The sequence below is a fragment of the Arthrobacter sp. NPDC056493 genome (genome assembly GCF_042795115.1).
Lineage (GTDB): Bacteria > Actinomycetota > Actinomycetes > Actinomycetales > Micrococcaceae > Arthrobacter.
In genome coordinates this window covers 119,253-135,527 of record NZ_JBHTSL010000005.1, presented here as the reverse complement: position 1 = coordinate 135,527, position 16,275 = coordinate 119,253, and the positions used below count along the sequence as shown (strand labels likewise).

Here is a 16,275-nt window from a genome sequence, read left to right as displayed (position 1 = left end):
TCGCACCGCCGCCGGCCGCCGAACGCGGAGCGCTTCCACGGCCGGCGTAGCTGGGTGTTGATCGAATTGCCATAAAGGGCCGCAGGAGGGACTTGCGGAGCGGCCATTTTTGGCAATGTGGTGAGCATCCTCCGAGCCGCAACACCAACGGCAGGGAAGCCCATCCAGGGCAACCGGCAGCACCTTGACGCGCTTCCGGGCCGGGGTAACGTGGTGCCCGTGGACTGGGCCGCGTGGTTCGATGCGCCGGACTATGAATTCGCCCGGCAGGTGCTGCAGCGCGGTGTCGCCGCACTCTATCTCGTTGCGTTCCTCTCCTCCCTCAACCAGTTCCCCGCACTTCTCGGCGAGCGCGGCCTCCTTCCGGTTCCGGACTACCTCAAATCGTTCAGCCGGATGCGCAGGCCAACCCTGTTCCGCTGGCGTTACTCAGACCGGCTGTTCCGGGCCGTCTGCGCAATGGGGCTGGCCATCTCCGGCCTCCTGGTTCTCGGCCTCCCCCAGCTGGGCCCGCCATGGCTGCCGCTCATCGCGTTCCTGGCGCTGTGGCTGCTCTACATGTCGGTGGTCAACGTGGGGCAGACGTTCTACGGGTTCGGCTGGGAGATGCTGCTGCTGGAGGCCGGCTTCACCGTGGCCTTCCTGGGCTCCGACCAGACCGATCCGCCCCGGACCATCCTGATCCTCGTGGCCTGGCTGGTGTTCCGGCTGGAATTCGGTGCCGGCATGATCAAGATCCGCGGCGGCCGGGAGTGGCGTGACCTCACGGCCCTGTACTACCACCACGAGACCCAGCCGATGCCGGGCCCCCTAAGCCGGCAGGCGCACCTGCTGCCGAAGCCATTCCACCGGCTCGAGGTGGTGGGCAACCACTTCGCCCAACTGGTGGTGCCGTTCTTCCTCTTCGCGCCCCAGCCGCTGGGCAGCATCGCGGCGGGCGTCATCATCTTCACCCAGCTGTGGCTGGTGTCCAGCGGCAACTTCGCGTGGCTCAACTGGATCGCGATCGTGCTGGCCTTCGCCGGCGTCAGCGACTCCGTGGCGCATGCGGTGCTGCCGATCATTCCGCTGGACTGGCACACCACCGGGGAGACGCCGCTGTGGTGGCTGCTCATCACGCTGGCCGCCTCGCTGCTCCTGGTGGTCCTCAGCTACTGGCCCATCCGCAACCTGTTCTCCCACTACCAGCTGATGAACGCCAGCTTCAACCGCTGGCAGCTGGTGAACACGTACGGCGCGTTCGGCACCGTGACGAAGCAGCGCATCGAAGTGGCGGTGGAGGGCACCCTGGACGACGAACCGGACGACGCCGCCGACTGGCGCGAGTACGGCTTCAAGGGAAAACCCGGCGACGTGCGCCGGCTGCCCCGCCAATGGGCTCCCTACCATCTGCGGCTGGACTGGCTCATGTGGTTCCTGCCCCTGCGCACCATCCACGAGGAATGGTTTTACGCTTTCCTGGGCAAACTGCTGGAAGCTGATACAGCGATGCTGCGGTTGCTGCGCCGTGACCCGTTCGACGGCGAACGCCCCCGCTGGGTACGCGCCCGCACCTACCTCTATCGCTTCGCCACCCGGGCGGAGTTCCGGGAGACCGGCCAGCGCTGGATCCGGACGCCGCTCTACGAGGCGATCCCGCCCATTTCCCTGCGGGCAGGGAAATGATGGCGTTCCAAAGATAGCGGGGCCGACGGCGGCCTGCCGGGCCCTGATACACGGCTCACGGCAGGCTACCGGGCCCTGGGGCTACTTTGATCTGCGCAGCACCGACTCCGCGTGCCGAAGGATGGGGCCGTCGATCATCCGGCCCTGGTACTGGAACACGCCCGCCCCGGCTTGCTTTGCTGCCTCCAGCAGGTGCGTGGCGGCGGACACCTCCTCGCCCGAGGGTGCGTAGGCGGCCCGGACGGCGGCCACCTGGCTGGGGTGGATGCAGGCCTTGGAGCCAAACCCGGACGCCGCGGCGTCCCGGGCTTCCGCGGCGAGCCCGTCAAGGTCGGGGATGTTCACGTAGACCGCGTCCACGGCCTGCTTGCCGGCTGCGCCCGCTGCCAGGAGCACCGAGGAGCGGGCGTGCAGCGCAACAGCGCGGTAGCCGCCGTCGTCGTTCCTGCTGGACGTGCCGCCGAGGAACGCAAGCAGGTCCTCCGCCCCCCACATCATGGCCACCACGTTGGGTTCGGCGGCAATGGCGGGTGCGTGGACCACACCCGCGGCCGTCTCGCACAGGGCTATCACGTGGAAGTCCGGAAGGGCCCGGAGTTGGCTGGCGCTCTCCGCCTTCGCCAGCATGACGGTGCGGTAGGGGGTGTGGGCCAGGCAGTGCAGGTCCTTTTCGAAGTCCTCGGTGCCGGCCGGGTTGATCCTGATGATGGTGCGGCTGGGATCCAGCTCCGGGCCCTCGCCGGAGCCGCCGAGCTGGGCCAGGATGGCGCCCCGTGCCCGCTGCTTGTCCGGCGCCGCTACGGCGTCCTCGAGGTCCAGAATGACGGCGTCGGCGCGTTCGGCGGCCTTTTGGAAGCGTTCGGGACGGTCGGCAGGGCAGAAAAGCAGGGCGGGGCCCATCACAAAAGTCATAGACTCATTGTCCGATTATTTGCCCCGCTGCGCCTCTATATGCGCATCGCGCGTCCACATGAGGCAGCTCCGCGTGGCCAGCGCCACCACCGTTCCGCCCTGGTTGCGCCCCGTGTGCTGCATGGTGACTACGCCCTGCCCCGGCCGTGAGCCGGACAGCCGTTTCCCGGTAATGACGGTCTCCGTATAAAGCGTGTCACCGTGATAGAGCGGGTGCGGGAAGGAGACGTCCGTCAGCCCCAGCTGCGCAATGATGGTGCCCTGGGTCAGCTGGCCGACGGACTGCCCCACCACCGTCGCCAGCGTGAACATCGAGTTCACCAGCCGCTGGCCGAAGGGCTGGCCCGCGCTCCAGGCCGCGTCCAGGTGCAGCCCCTGCGTGTTCATGGTCATGGTGGTGAACAGCACGTTGTCCGTCTCCGTGACGGTCCGACCGGGTCGGTGGGCGTAAACGACGTCTTCCTCGAGCTCCTCGAAGTAGAGCCCGCGCTGCTCGATGACACGCGCACCGCCGGTGGTTGAGCCTGTCGAAACCGCGCTCATACGGTGAGTTCCTGGTCTTCCTCGAACAGCTCCGCACCGGTGGCCGCGGCAACATCCTCCGCCGACACGTTCGGGGCCAGTTCGCGCAGGACCAGCCCGTCGGGGGTGACGTCCAAGACAGCGAGGTCGGTGATGATCCGGTCCACGCAGGCCTTGCCCGTCAAAGGCAGCGAGCAGCGTTCCACGATCTTCGGTTTCCCGCTGCGGTCCACGTGCTCCATCATGACGATCACCTTTTTGGCGCCAAAGACCAGGTCCATTGCCCCGCCCATCCCCTTGACCATCTTTCCGGGGATCATCCAGTTGGCGAGGTCCCCGTTGGCGGCCACCTCCATGGCGCCGAGCACTGCCACATCCACGTGGCCGCCGCGGATCATGCCGAAGGACTGCGCGGAGTCGAAGAACGCGGCGCCCTTGTTAACGGTGACGGTCTCCTTGCCGGCGTTGATGAGGTCCGGGTCCACCTCGTCCTCGCCGGGGTAGGGGCCGACGCCAAGGATGCCGTTTTCGGAGTGCAGGACCACCTCAACGCCGGCCGGGATGTAGTTGGGAATCAGGGTGGGCATGCCGATGCCGAGGTTCACGTACTGGCCGTTGCTCAGCTCCTGGGCCACCCGGGCGGCGAGCTCGTTGCGTGTCCAGCCCTTGCCCTCGGGGTGGGAGGATGCTGCACGCCGGTACTCGTGACGGACGGCCTCGGGGCGCGGGGGCGCCCCCTGCGAGCTGTTCGACTCCATGGCTACGCTCCTGCCTGTTCGCTGGTTCCTGTGCTTCCTGCCGTGCCGGTGGTTTGTGCCGTGCCGGTGCTGCCCGGCTGGGCTGCGGATGCCGCGGACAGCGCCACCGTCCGCTTCTCAATGCGTTTCTCGGACTCGGGCACCACCACCACCCGCTGGACGAAGATGCCGGGCAGGTGGACGTGCTCGGGATCCAGTTCGCCCGGTTCCACGAGTTCCTCCACCTCCGCGATAGTGATCCGTCCTGCCATGGCGCAGAGCGGGTTGAAGTTCATGGCTGTGGCGTGGAAGACCAGGTTCCCGTGGCGGTCGCCCTTCCAGGCGTGGACCAGGCCGTAGTCAGGGGTCAGTGATTCCTCGAGGACGTAGTCGACGCCGTCGAAGCTCCGCACTTCCTTGGCCGGGGATGCGATGGCGATGCCGCCGTCGGCGTCGTACTTCTGCGGCAGGCCGCCGTCGGACACCTGCGTCCCCACCCCCGCCTTCGTGTAAAAAGCGGGGATGCCGGCGCCGCCTGCGCGCAGCTTCTCGGCCAGGGTGCCCTGCGGGGTGAGGACCACCTCCAGTTCGCCGGCGAGGTACTGCCGGGCGAACTCCTTGTTCTCCCCCACGTACGAGCTGACAGTCCGGCGGATCCTGCCGTCCCGGAGGAGTATTCCCAGCCCCCAGTCGTCAACGCCGCAGTTGTTGCTGACAGTCTCCAGGTCCCTGGTGCCATGGCGGTGGAGGGCATCGATGAGCGCCACCGGGATCCCGCACAGTCCAAAACCCCCGACGGCGAGCGACGCGCCGTCGGATATGTCGGCGACCGCTTCGTCAGCGCTGGCAACAACCTTGTCAATCATCGTTGATCCTTTCGGCGTCTCCACAGACCTTCGACAAACACAGACTCCCGGCAGACACGGCCACCGGGGCCGCTAGAGCCCCAGTTCCCGGGCGATCAGCATCAGCTGGACCTCCGTGGTGCCCTCCCCGACCTCCAGGATCTTGGAGTCCCGGTAGTGGCGCGCCACGGTGAACTCATTGATGAAGCCATAGCCGCCGAATACCTGGGTGGCATCCCGCGCGTTGTCCATGGCCGCCTCGCCTGCGACCATCTTAGCTATGGCCGCCTGCGTCTTGAACGGCTTGCCGGCGAGCATCCGGGCGGCCGCATCGTAGTAGGCAAGACGGGCCGTATGGGCCCGTGCCTGCATGCGGGCGATCTTGAAGGCGATGGCCTGGTGCTTGCCGATATTGGTCCCGAAGGCGCTGCGGTCCTTGGCGTAGCGGACCGACAGATCCACGCAGCCCTGCGCGGCGCCGGTGGCCAGGGCCGCGATGGCGATCCTGCCTTCGTCCAGGATGGACAGGAAGTTGGCGTAGCCGCGGCCCCGCTCCCCCAGCAGGTTCGCCTCGGGTACGGTGACGTCCCGCAGTGTCAGCGGATGCGTGTCCGAAGCATTCCAGCCCACTTTGTTGTAGGCCTTCTCAGCTTTGAAGCCGGGCGTGTCGGTGGGCACCAGGATGGTGGAGATCTCCTTCCTGATGCTGCCGTCCTTGCGTTCCTGCTGGCCTGTGACGGCGGTGACCGTGACCAGCTTGCTGATGTCCGTTCCCGAGTTGGTGATGAATTCCTTGTTGCCGTTGATGACCCAGTTTTTGGCGTCTGCGTCGCCTTCGAGCCGGGCCGTGGTCTTCGTGCCGCCGGCGTCGGAGCCCGCCTCCGGCTCGGTCAGGCCGAAGCCGGCGAGCGCCTTGCCGGATGCAAGCAGCGGCAGCCATTCCTGCTTCTGTGCCTCCGTGCCGAAGCGGTAAACGGGCATGGCGCCGAGGGACACCCCTGCCTCCAGCGTGATGGCGACGGACTGGTCCACCCGCCCCAGCTGTTCCAGGGCGAGGGCCAGGGCGAAATAGTCGCCGCCCATGCCGCCGTACTCCTCCGGGAACGGCAGTCCGAACAGCCCCATGTCCGCCATCTGCGCCACCACCTCGTAGGGGAAGCTGTGTTCCTCATCGTGCTTGGTGGAGACGGGGGCCACCACCTCGTCGGCGAACTCGCGGACGGTCTTGCTGAGGTCCTGGTATTCCTCGCTGAGGTCAAAATCGGCCACGGCTAGGCCTCCTTACGTTCTTCTGTTGGATCCTGGGTTGCGGAGCCCGCCGTTTCGGGGCCGGCTGGCTGGTCCGCGTGAATGGTGGCAACGACCTGGTCGGCCTTGACCAGGTCCCCTGTGGTGACGGTGATATGGGCGGTGCCGGCGACCTCGGCCACGAGCTGGTGCTCCATCTTCATGGCCTCCACGGACAGCAGCACCTGTCCCGCCGTCACCGGGTCGCCGTCGTGCACAGCGACGGAGACGACGGTCCCGGGCATGGGTGACCGGACTTCCGGATCGGCTGCGCCCTCTTCCCGTTCGACGGCGGCAAGCACCCGCGCCAGGCGGGACTCGCGGGTGAGCACCTCCAGCCGGCAAGCCCAGCCACCGCTGCCCAGGAAGAGCTCCGTCGGCACCGTGTTGTCGGGACCCGGGGGTACGGGCCCCTTGTGCACCGGGGCGAGCGAGTACACCCGGGCTTCGTGGCCCAGAGTCAGCTCTGCGTGGTGGCGTTCCGGGAAACGAAGTGAGGCCGTGCGCTGCGGTCCGCCGTCGACGGCCACTGCCGCGGTGCCTTGCCCTACTGAGCCGTACACCTCAACCGTGGCGACACCGCCGCCGGGCGTCCCCAAACTGATGCGCAGTGGGGCTTGGGCGCCAAGCCTCCACCCGTCGCGGCGCTTCCACGGGTTTGTCCCGGCGGCCTGGGCGTCTTGCTCCTGCGCAGCAGCGACATAGACGGCAACCGCTGCTACCTCCATGTCGCCTGCACGGCGGAAGGAGAACTCCGGCATCTTGCGCTCGATAAGGCCGGTGTCGAGGCGGCCGGCGCGGACGTCGTCGTCATCGATCAGCAGCCGCAGGTATTCCACGTTGGTATCGATGCCAAGGACGGTGTACCCGGCGAGCGCCTCGTCCAGGGTGTCAAGGGCGGCGGCGCGGTCCTCACCCCACGCGATGACCTTGGAGATCATCGGGTCATAGCTCGAAGAGATTTCGAGGCCCTCCAGCAACGCCGAGTCCACCCGGACGCGTCCCCGGGCTGTTTCGGCTTCGACACGGACGGGGGCGCTGGAGCGCCGCGCCGGCCCAGGCATCTCGTCCAGCAGGAGCACGGTTCCCGACGACGGCAGGAAGTTCTTCTCGGGGACCTCGGCGTACACCCGTGCCTCCACCGAGTGCCCGGCGAGCACGACGTCGTCCTGCTGGACTGTCAGCTCCTCGCCGGCGGCGGTGCGCACCTGCCACTCGACGAGGTCGATGCCGGTGACCATTTCCGTCACGGGATGCTCCACCTGCAGCCGGGTGTTCATTTCCATGAAGAAGAACTCATCCGGGGACTCGTCCGAAACGAGGAACTCCACGGTGCCGGCGCCGGTGTAGTGGACGCTGCGGGCGGCGTTGCAGGCGGCCTCACCGATCTTCGCCCGGACGGCCTCGCCGTCGGGCAGCGACTCCAGGAGCGGGGACGGCGCTTCCTCGATGACCTTCTGATGGCGCCGCTGCAGGGAGCATTCACGTTCCCCGAGGTGGATGACGTTTCCGTGCGTATCGGCCAGCACCTGCACCTCGATGTGCCGCGGGGACCTCACCAGCCGTTCCAGGAACAGGGTGTCGTCTCCAAATGCGCCCGCAGCCACTCGCCGCGCGGTGGCCAGGGCGGACGGCAGGTCCTCCGGGCGCTCCACGGCATGCATTCCCTTGCCCCCGCCGCCGGCAGAGGGCTTGATGAGCAGCGGAAAACCCACGCCCGGGGCGGCCGCCATCAGTTCCTCGTCGGTCATGCCGGGCTCGGCGATGCCCGGGACCACGGGAACGCCGTACCCTGCCACATGGTTCTTCGAGCGGATCTTGTCGCCCATGACGTCCAGGGCCTCCACCCCGGGGCCGATGAAAGCGATGCCGGCGGCCTCCAGTGACCTGGCGAAGTCCGCGTTTTCGCTCAGGAACCCGTAGCCGGGGTGCACCGCCTGGGCGCCGGTTTCCTGGCAGGCCCTGATGATCGCGTCAATGTTGAGGTAGCTCCGGGCCGCCGCGGCGGGGCCGATCCGGACGGCGGCGTCAGCTTCGCGCACGTGGCGGGCACCGGCGTCGGCATCGCTGTAGACCGCAACCGAACGGATGCCCATGGCACGCAGGGTTCTGATCACCCGGCAGGCAATCTCGCCGCGGTTGGCCACGAGGACGGTATGGAACATTGTTTCGTTGGTCATCTCGGGCTCACATTCGGAAGAGGCCGAAGGAAGTCTCCGGCAGCGGGACGCGGGAGACGACGTCGAGGGCCAGACCCAGTACGGTGCGGGTGTCCGCGGGGTCGATCACGCCGTCGTCCCAGAGCCGCGCCGTGGAGTAGTAGGGGCTGCCCTGGTCCTCGTACTGCTGCCGGATGGGGGCCTTGAAGGCTTCCTCATCCTCGGCGGACCACTCCTGCCCGGCCGCCTCGAACTGGTCGCGCTTGACGGTGGCCAGGACACTCGAGGCCTGGTTCCCGCCCATGACCGAGATCCGGCTGGCCGGCCACATCCACAGGAAGCGCGGTGAATAGGCCCGGCCGCACATTGAGTAGTTGCCGGCACCGAAGGACCCGCCGATCACCACTGTCAGCTTGGGCACGCGAGTGGTGGCCACCGCGGTGACCATCTTGGCGCCGTTCTTGGCAATCCCGCCCTGCTCGTAGTCCTTGCCCACCATGAAGCCGGAGATGTTTTGCAGGAAGAGCAGCGGAATGCCTCGCTGGTCGCACAGCTCAATGAAGTGGGCGCCCTTGAGTGCCGACTCGCTGAACAGCACCCCGTTGTTGGCCACGATGCCCACGGGATGTCCGTGAAGCCTGGCGAATCCGGTCACCAGGGTGGGGCCGTAGTTCTTCTTGAACTCGTGGAAGCGGCTGCCGTCCACCAGCCGGGCGATCACCTCGCGCACGTCGTACTGCGCGTTAACGTCGGTGGGGACGGCGCCGTAGATCTGGCCGGGCTCGGCAACGGGTTCGACGGCGGTGTCCACCTCCCAGGCCGGCGCAGCGGGCCCGGGCAGCGTGGCGACGATGTCGCGGACGATCTGCAGGGCGTGCTCATCGTTTTCGGCGAGGTGGTCTGTGACGCCGGAGATCCGGGAGTGCACGTCGCCGCCCCCGAGCTCTTCAGCGCTGACGATCTCGCCGATGGCGGCCTTCACCAGGGGCGGGCCGCCCAGGAAGATGGTGCCCTGGTTGCGGACGATGACCGTTTCATCGCTCATCGCCGGAACGTAGGCGCCGCCTGCGGTGCAGGAGCCCAGAACGGCGGCGACCTGGGGAATTTTGGCCGCGGACATTCTGGCCTGGTTGAAGAAGATCCGGCCAAAATGCTCCTTGTCCGGGAAGACCTCGTCCTGTTTGGGGAGGAAGGCCCCGCCCGAGTCCACGAGGTAGATGCACGGCAGCCGGTTTTCGAGCGCGATCTCCTGGGCCCTGAGGTGCTTCTTCACCGTCAGGGGATAGTAGGTGCCGCCTTTGACGGTGGCGTCGTTGGAAATCACCAGCACGTGGCGACCGTGCACCAGGCCGATGCCCGCGATGATGCCGGCTCCCGGTGAATCGTCGTTGTACATGCCGTTTGCCGCCAGCGGGGCGATCTCCAGGAAGGGGCTGCCGTCGTCGAGAAGGCGGTCGATGCGCTCCCGCGGAAGCAGCTTGCCACGCGCCATGTGCCGCTCGCGGGATCTTTCCGGCCCGCCCAGCGCCGTGGTGGCAAGACGTTTCCGCAGCTCATCCGCGAGCGCGCGCTGCGCGAGGCTGTTGGCCTCGAATGCGCTGCCGGCGGTATCCAGCCGGGTGGCGAGTGTCTCCATTGACCGCTTCCATTCCCGGGCACCTCCGGCGGCAGTCCTGCCGCATTTCGGTTAGTGCCTCGTAACTGAGTTTAGGTTAGTCTCTAGTAACTGTGATGTCCAACACAGGATGTTGGTAGAGTTCTTGGGTTCCGAGGAGGAAATGTGCCCACCACAGATCACGGAGAGCTCGCTGCTCCTGTCCAGGCAGCAGCCGGCACTGAGACATCCGTCCGTACGCAGCGCAGCCGGGCGAAGGAGTCACGCCGGCAGGCCCTCCTGTCCGCCGCAGCCACGCTCTTCGCTGTCAACGGGTTCAACCGCGTGTCCCTCGAGGACCTCGGCGCCGCGGCAGGCGTGAGCGGGCCAGCCGTGTACCGCCACTTCCCCGGAAAGCAGGCCGTGCTGGGTGCGCTGCTGCTCACCGTCAGCCAGGACCTGCTCGACGGCGGCCGCCACGTGGTTGCCGACGCCGCCGATCCGTCCGCGGCACTGGCCCGGCTGGTGCAGTTCCACGTGGACTTCGCCCTCAGCAACCCCGACGTGATCCGGGTGCAGGACAGGGATTTCAGTAACCTGACCAGCGAGGACCAGGCACAGGTGCGGGCCCTGCAGCGCAGCTACGTGGAGGTCTGGGTGGACGTGCTCGCGGGCATCCACGGCACAACGGACACGGCCGACCTCCGCATGCGCGCCCACGCGACGTTCGGCCTGATCAACTCCACACCGCACTCCGTCCGTAACCACGGCCGGCGGATGGCCATCAAGTCCGCCCGCCCGCTCCTGGAGAACATGGCGCTGGCGGCGTTGCTGGTGACTGCCAGTCCGCTGGCCGAGTAACCCTGCTGGCCCATATTGGCTGCAGGCTGCCCGCCGCTCACGGATGCGAGCGGTAGGCAGCCCGCAGAAAACGGAGCCGAAACCCTGTGGTTAGGTCATCGCGAAAGCCATAGCGGGGTCCGCGAGCAGGGCGCCGATGTCGGCCAGGAACCTGGATCCCTGCTCGCCGTCCACCAGCCGGTGGTCGAAGGACAGGCTCAGCGTCATGACCTGCCTCAGCGCGACCTCACCCTGGTACTCCCACGGGGTTTTCCGCACGGCGCCCGTGGCGAGGATAGCGGCCTCCCCCGGGTTGAGAATGGGTGTGCCGGCGTCGATGCCGAAGACACCGATGTTGGTGATGGAGATGGTGCCGCCGGAGAGGTCTTTCGGGCCGGTCTTGCCGGCCCTGGCACTATCCGTCAGGTCCGCGAGCGCCGTGGAGAGCTCGACGAGCGTCAGGCGGTCGGCATCCTTGATGTTGGGAACCGTGAGGCCGCGCGGCGTGGCGGCCGCGATGCCGAGGTTCACGTAGTTGAACTGGACGATCTCCTGGTTGGCCTCGTCCCACCTGGCATTCAGGCCGGGATTGCGCCGCAGGGCGATCAGGACAGCCTTGGCCACGAGGGTCAACGGCGTGAGCTTGTGGCCGGCAAAGGCCTTGCTCTCCTTGAGCCTGGCCAGCAGTTCCATGGCCGGAGTGACGTCGACCGTCAGGAACTCCGTCACATGCGGCGCCGTGAAGGCGCTGCTGACCATGGCGGCGGCCGTGAACTTGCGGACACCCTTGATCGGCGTACGCACTTCACGATCACCCTGTGCCTGCTGGGGTGCCGTTTCCTGTGCTGCGAGTTCCTGGGCTGCCGCGGGAAGGTCCCCGCCGCCCACGAAATGGCTCACGTCCTCACGGGTGATCAGGCCGCTGGGGCCGGTCCCCGCAACCCTCTCCAGGTCCACGCCGAGGTCTTTGGCAAGCTTGCGGACGGGTGGCGTGGAGCGGGGCCGCTCGGCGGAATTGGTCTCCGGGGATGTGGTTTCGACAGGCTCAACCGCCGGGGCTTTGGTTTCTGCAGGCCTGGTTTCGACAGGCTCAACCGGCGGGGCTTTGGTTTCGACAGGCTCAACCGGTGGGGCGGGCTCAACCAGCGTCCGCTGCCGGCGGACGGGACGGCCGGTGCTTTCGACGACGGCGCCGTACCCCACGAGGTTGGGTTCCCTCTTGGGGAGCGGCGCCTCAGCCGCACCGGCGGCGCCGGGCTGGTTACCGGCGTCGTCCTTTACCTCGAACGAGACGATCGGCTTGCCCACCTCCACCACGGTTCCCGGCTGTTCGTGCAGGGCCGTGATCACGCCCGCGAACGGTGAGGGCAGTTCCACCACTGCCTTGGCGGTTTCCACTTCGGCGATGATCTGGTTCAGGCTGACGGTGTCCCCGACCCCCACTTTCCAGCTGACGATTTCGGATTCGGTCAGTCCTTCGCCGAGATCGGGCAGCCGGAATTCCTTGATCATGGTGGCGGTCATCCTTCCAGCCCGCTCAGCGAATTCGGCCGGCCCAGCGCGCGGTCCACGCCGTCCAGAATCCGGTCCAGGTTCGGAAGGTGGTGCATCTCCACCTTCGAATAGGGGTAGGGCACATCAAACCCGGTGATGCGGACGGGTGCCGCCTCCAGGTGGTAGAAGCAGCGCTCGGTGATGCTGGCCGCAACCTCCGCGCCCAGCCCGCCCGACTGGCCGGCCTCGTGCGTGATCACCAGCCGTCCCGTCTTGCGGACCGAGGCCTCCACGGTGGCGAAGTCCACGGGGGCCAGCGACCGCAGGTCGATGACCTCAACCGAGACGCCCTCGTCCGCGGCGGCTGTGGCGGCATTGCGGGCTGTCTTGACCAGCGGTCCGTAGGCAATGAGTGTGACGTCGCTGCCGTCCGCCACCACCCGGGCCTGGCCCATCGGCGGGGCTGAATTGGGATCCAGCGCCTCGTCCACCTCGCCTTTGTCGTGGTAGCGGCGCTTGGGCTCAAAGAAAATCACGGGGTCATCGCAGGAGATGGCCTGCTGGATCATGGTGTGGGCGTCCTGCGGGCTGGCGGGGGTGATCACGCGAAGGCCGGCCGTGTGGGCGAAGTAGGCCTCGGGCGACTCGGAGTGGTGCTCCGGAGATCCGATGCCGCCGCCGAAGGGGATGCGGATGGTGATGGGCATCTTCACGGCGCCCCGGGTGCGGTAGTGCATCTTCGCCACCTGCGAGACGATCTGGTCGAAGGCGGAATAGACAAAACCGTCGAACTGGATTTCCACCACCGGCCGGTAACCGCGGTAGGCCAACCCCACAGCGGTGCCGACGATCCCGGATTCGGCCAGGGGCGTATCAATGACCCGGTGCTTGCCGAAGTCCTTCTGCAGACCGTCGGTTACGCGGAAGACACCGCCCAGCGTGCCGATGTCCTCGCCCATGAGGACCACTTTGGGATCATTCTCGAGGGATTTGCGAAGGCCGGAGTTTATGGCCCGCGCAAAGGTCAGCTGCGTCATCAGCGTGCACCTTCTTCTTGGGTTGCCGCTTCGGGATCACCGAAGCCGGCAAGGTAACGGGAGTACTGGTCCTGCTGGCGGTCCAGCCAGGAGTTGGGGGTGCTGTACACGTGCTTGAAGACGTCCAGGGGTTCGGGATCCGGCATGCCGACGCAGCTTGCACGCAGCTCCCGGGCGACGGCGTCCGCCTTGGTCCGCACGGAAGATTCGAACTCCTCGGTGAACAGGCCTTTCCGGTCAAGCAGCGCATGGACGCGGCCGATCGGGTCCTTTGCCGCCCAGTCCTCGAGTTCGTTGGCGTCGCGGTACCGGGTGGGGTCATCCGCCGTCGTATGCGGTCCCATCCTGTAGGTGACGGCCTCGATGAAGGTGGGACCGCCGCCGCGGCGGGCGCGGTCGAGGGCAACGCGCGTGGCAGCCATGACCGCCAGCACATCGTTGCCGTCAACGCGCATGCTGGGCATGCCAAAGCCGGTCCCCCGATCCGCAAGATGGGTATGGGACTGCAGACGCACAGGTTCGGAGATGGCCCAGTGGTTGTTTTGGCAGAAGAACACCAGCGGCACCTGGTAACTGGCCGCAAAGACCATGGCTTCGTTGACGTCCCCCTTGCTGGTGGCTCCGTCGCCGAAGTACGCAATCGCCGCGGAATCGGCGCCGTCGTTCTGGATTCCCATGGCGTAGCCGGTGGCGTGCAGCGTCTGCGCCCCAATGACGATCTGTGGGATCGCCATGTTGACCGTGTACGGGTCCCAGCCGCCGGAGGCAGCACCGCGCCAGACACGCAGGATGTCCGCCAGGTCCACCCCGCGGCAGTAGGCCACGCCGTTCTCGCGGTAGCTGGGGAAGATAAAGTCGTCATCGCGCAGCGCCCGCACGGATCCCACCTGTGAGGCCTCTTGGCCCAGCAGCGGCGGCCAGAGGCCCAGTTCGCCCTGGCGCTGCAGCGCGGTGGCCTCTTGGTCGATCCGCCGGATCACCACCAGGTCCTCGTAGAGCGAGCACAGCTGCTCGTCTGACACGTCCTTGACCCAGGGATCATACTCCGGATGGCTGACGCGCTCCCCTGCGGGGGTAATCAGCTGAACCATGCTGTGGCCTGCGCCACCCTGGTGCCCTGTCTTGTTGTCCCGGCCGGCGGCTGTTCCGCCCTGGCCCGCATCGTCTGTCACCACTGTTGCCGCAACCTTCTGACGTCGTGTAACCATCCCGCGGCAGGACTCGTGATTCCGCCGCATTCCGGCCTCCCGGGCGCCTTTGCCCCGGTTAAGTGTGACCATACTCACAATGTTCAGGTGGTACAACCGCCGCGGCAAAAACTGAGCACAATGCACTGTCTGGCGGCTCCAGACCGTGCTAGCCTTGCGCATTATGCAAGCTTTGGATGGCACAGACACCCGGCTGCTCTCCGCCCTGGCACAGGATCCGCGCCGCACCGTGGTGGCCCTGGCCCAGAAGCTCGGCCTCTCCCGCAACACTGTCCAGGCGCGGATGGCCCAGCTCGAGAAGAAGCACGCTTTCCTCTCGTTCGAGCGGCGCATCAACCCGGCGTCCCTGGGCTATCCGCTGATGGCTTTCATCTCTGTGCATGTCCAGCAGCAAAAGCTCGGTTCCCTCGCCGAGGAACTGGCGGCCGTGCCGGAGATCCTCGAGGGCTACGGACTCACGGGCTCGGCCGACCTGCTGCTGCGCGTGGTCGCCCTGGACGCCGAGGACCTCTTCCGGATCAACGGGAAGATCCTGGCCTGCGACGGCGTTGAGAGGACTGATACGGCCCTGGCCATGGGTGAACTGATACCTTTCCGTATCCAGCCATTGCTTGAGCGCAACTCAGCTGAAGACTGACCGCAGCGGGCGGCCGTAACCACGGGACAACATCGCCGTTCCGGGCCGCCGGCCCTATAGGCTATTCCACAAAAGTGACCGGGCGCCGGCTGTGCCCTGTAAGTTGGAGCGCCGCTGGTGCGGTGCCGGAAAGGCCCACCCTTGAGCAATCCCCCGCTCCCCCCGCAGCAGCCCGGCGCACAACAGCCCGGTCCCCCGCATGCTAGTCCTGCGCAACCCGATCCCCCGCATGCTGGTCCCGCGCAGCCTGGCCCCTACCAGCAAGGCCCGCAGCAGCCCGGCCCCTACCAGCAGGGTCCGCAGCAGCCACCTGGCCGGCGGGCGCTCACGCCTTCGCCGTTCGGTTTGCCCGGCCTGCCCCCGGCCAGGAGCCGCAAGGGCGTCTGGATCGTCGTTGGCATCGTGGCAGGTGTGCTGTTGCTGGTGGTCGTCGGCGTGCTGCTCCTGGTGAACCTCGTGGGCGGAGCCACGCGGCAGGCCGGGGACCTGGCGGACAGCTTCACCAAGCTGGTCATCGCCGGCGAGACGGACAAGGCCTACAACGACTACATGGACCCCAGCCTCAAGGAGCAGCTGAGCCGCGAGGAATTCGCTTCCGGCGTTAAGAGCCTCCAGTTGGATCCGTCCTGCACCACGGCTTATGACGACCTCAAAGTCAGCACCCAAAATGGCAGCAGCATCGCGGATGTCGCGGGGCTCATCAAATGCCCGGGCAAGGACATCGAACTCGTGTACCGCTTCGCCGGCAAGGACGGCCTGAAGCTGGTCACCATCAAGCTCCGGCCAAAGGCCTGACTCACATACAAACGCCCACCCATCCAAGCGCGCATCGGACCCGAATTGCTTCCGAGAGCCCCGACCAGGGCTCCGCAATCTGGCCGGGGCACCAGCCCCGGCCGGCAACCGGAAGGAATTTTGGGCCATGCGCAACTCACCGAACCGACTTATCGCCACAGTCTTCGGAGCCGTCTACCTGCTGGTGGGCCTGGTCGGCTTCGCCGTGACCTCGGGAGTCGGCTTCTTCTCCAATGAAGGCGCCAACCTGATCATCTTCGAGGTCAACCCGCTGCACAACGTGATCCACCTGGCCATCGGCGCCGCGCTGCTCTACGCCGGGATCAAGGACATCCAGCTTTCGCGCACCGTCAACACAGCAGTGGGTGCGGTGTACCTGCTGGTCGGCATCCTCGGCCTGTTCCTGCTCAGCTCGCCGCTCAACATCATTGCCCTCAACGGTGCGGACAACGTTCTCCACCTGGCGAGCGCCGTCCTGCTGCTCGGCGTCGGCCTGTCTTTGGACAAGGTCCCCGCCACGGCCCGCGCCTAGACGTCCCAGCG

The 16,275-nt window shown here is 66.9% G+C and carries 15 protein-coding genes; 5 read left to right on the top strand and 10 right to left on the bottom strand.

From position 1 onward, the window contains the following. Positions 1-219 precede the first annotated feature (219 nt). The gene (locus tag ACFQ50_RS03840; protein WP_377994209.1) at positions 220-1,665 is read left to right on the top strand and encodes a lipase maturation factor family protein; all 1,446 of its coding nucleotides are present in this window, start codon (positions 220-222) and stop codon (positions 1,663-1,665) included. Between the two features lie 81 nt (positions 1,666-1,746). Here the strand turns inward: ACFQ50_RS03840 and ACFQ50_RS03835 are convergent, their stop codons facing one another. The 7 genes from ACFQ50_RS03835 to ACFQ50_RS03805 all read right to left on the bottom strand — a co-directional run bounded on the left by ACFQ50_RS03835 (position 1,747) and on the right by ACFQ50_RS03805 (position 9,763). Next, the gene (locus tag ACFQ50_RS03835; protein WP_377994191.1) at positions 1,747-2,577 is read right to left on the bottom strand and encodes an HpcH/HpaI aldolase/citrate lyase family protein; all 831 of its coding nucleotides are present in this window, start codon (positions 2,575-2,577) and stop codon (positions 1,747-1,749) included. A 15-nt stretch (positions 2,578-2,592) separates the two neighbouring features. After that, complete coding sequence (locus ACFQ50_RS03830; RefSeq protein WP_377994190.1) at positions 2,593-3,120, bottom strand: MaoC family dehydratase; 528 nt, start codon at positions 3,118-3,120, stop codon at positions 2,593-2,595. Continuing rightward, complete coding sequence (locus ACFQ50_RS03825; protein ID WP_377994189.1) at positions 3,117-3,857, bottom strand: CoA transferase subunit B; 741 nt, start codon at positions 3,855-3,857, stop codon at positions 3,117-3,119. The genes ACFQ50_RS03830 and ACFQ50_RS03825 overlap by 4 nt, the downstream gene beginning before the upstream one ends. Before the next feature lie 2 nt (positions 3,858-3,859). Continuing rightward, a complete protein-coding gene (locus ACFQ50_RS03820) occupies positions 3,860-4,702 on the bottom strand; it encodes a CoA transferase subunit A (protein ID WP_377994188.1) in 843 nt (280 codons plus the stop codon). 72 nt (positions 4,703-4,774) lie between these two features. Beyond that, a complete protein-coding gene (locus ACFQ50_RS03815; protein WP_377994187.1) occupies positions 4,775-5,950 on the bottom strand; it encodes an acyl-CoA dehydrogenase family protein in 1,176 nt (391 codons plus the stop codon). A 2-nt stretch (positions 5,951-5,952) separates the two neighbouring features. Then, the gene (locus ACFQ50_RS03810; RefSeq protein ID WP_377994186.1) at positions 5,953-8,148 is read right to left on the bottom strand and encodes an acetyl/propionyl/methylcrotonyl-CoA carboxylase subunit alpha; all 2,196 of its coding nucleotides are present in this window, start codon (positions 8,146-8,148) and stop codon (positions 5,953-5,955) included. A 7-nt stretch (positions 8,149-8,155) separates the two neighbouring features. Next, positions 8,156-9,763, bottom strand: coding sequence for a carboxyl transferase domain-containing protein (locus ACFQ50_RS03805; protein WP_377994185.1), 1,608 nt, complete (start codon positions 9,761-9,763; stop codon positions 8,156-8,158). Between the two features lie 144 nt (positions 9,764-9,907). Between ACFQ50_RS03805 and ACFQ50_RS03800 the strand changes: the two genes are divergently transcribed. Next, positions 9,908-10,582 (top strand): TetR/AcrR family transcriptional regulator, encoded by a 675-nt coding sequence (locus tag ACFQ50_RS03800; RefSeq protein ID WP_377994184.1) that lies wholly within the window; start codon positions 9,908-9,910, stop codon positions 10,580-10,582. A gap of 90 nt (positions 10,583-10,672) precedes the next feature. Here ACFQ50_RS03800 and ACFQ50_RS03795 read toward each other — a convergent pair whose 3' ends face one another. Genes ACFQ50_RS03795 through pdhA form a run of 3 tightly spaced genes read right to left on the bottom strand, consistent with a single transcriptional unit; the run spans position 10,673 to position 14,267 of the window. Beyond that, complete coding sequence (locus tag ACFQ50_RS03795) at positions 10,673-12,085, bottom strand: dihydrolipoamide acetyltransferase family protein (protein ID WP_377994183.1); 1,413 nt, start codon at positions 12,083-12,085, stop codon at positions 10,673-10,675. After that, positions 12,082-13,092 carry an alpha-ketoacid dehydrogenase subunit beta gene (locus ACFQ50_RS03790; RefSeq protein WP_377994182.1) on the bottom strand — a complete coding sequence of 337 codons (1,011 nt, stop codon included), beginning with the start codon at positions 13,090-13,092 and terminating at the stop codon, positions 12,082-12,084. Before ACFQ50_RS03790 ends, ACFQ50_RS03795 begins: the two co-directional genes overlap by 4 nt. Then, positions 13,092-14,267 carry a pyruvate dehydrogenase (acetyl-transferring) E1 component subunit alpha gene (pdhA, locus tag ACFQ50_RS03785; protein ID WP_377994181.1) on the bottom strand — a complete coding sequence of 392 codons (1,176 nt, stop codon included), beginning with the start codon at positions 14,265-14,267 and terminating at the stop codon, positions 13,092-13,094. The genes ACFQ50_RS03790 and pdhA overlap by 1 nt, the downstream gene beginning before the upstream one ends. A gap of 196 nt (positions 14,268-14,463) precedes the next feature. On the opposite strand from pdhA, the gene ACFQ50_RS03780 reads away from it, so the two are divergent. The 3 genes from ACFQ50_RS03780 to ACFQ50_RS03770 all read left to right on the top strand — a co-directional run bounded on the left by ACFQ50_RS03780 (position 14,464) and on the right by ACFQ50_RS03770 (position 16,264). Continuing rightward, entirely contained in the window at positions 14,464-14,937 is a 474-nt protein-coding gene (locus ACFQ50_RS03780; RefSeq protein ID WP_377994180.1) for an Lrp/AsnC family transcriptional regulator, read from the top strand. Between the two features lie 345 nt (positions 14,938-15,282). After that, positions 15,283-15,732, top strand: a complete 450-nt coding sequence (locus tag ACFQ50_RS03775) for a hypothetical protein (protein ID WP_377994179.1) — start codon at positions 15,283-15,285, stop codon at positions 15,730-15,732. Between the two features lie 127 nt (positions 15,733-15,859). Continuing rightward, positions 15,860-16,264 (top strand): DUF4383 domain-containing protein, encoded by a 405-nt coding sequence (locus ACFQ50_RS03770; RefSeq protein WP_377994178.1) that lies wholly within the window; start codon positions 15,860-15,862, stop codon positions 16,262-16,264. The last annotated feature ends 11 nt before the right edge of the window (positions 16,265-16,275 follow it).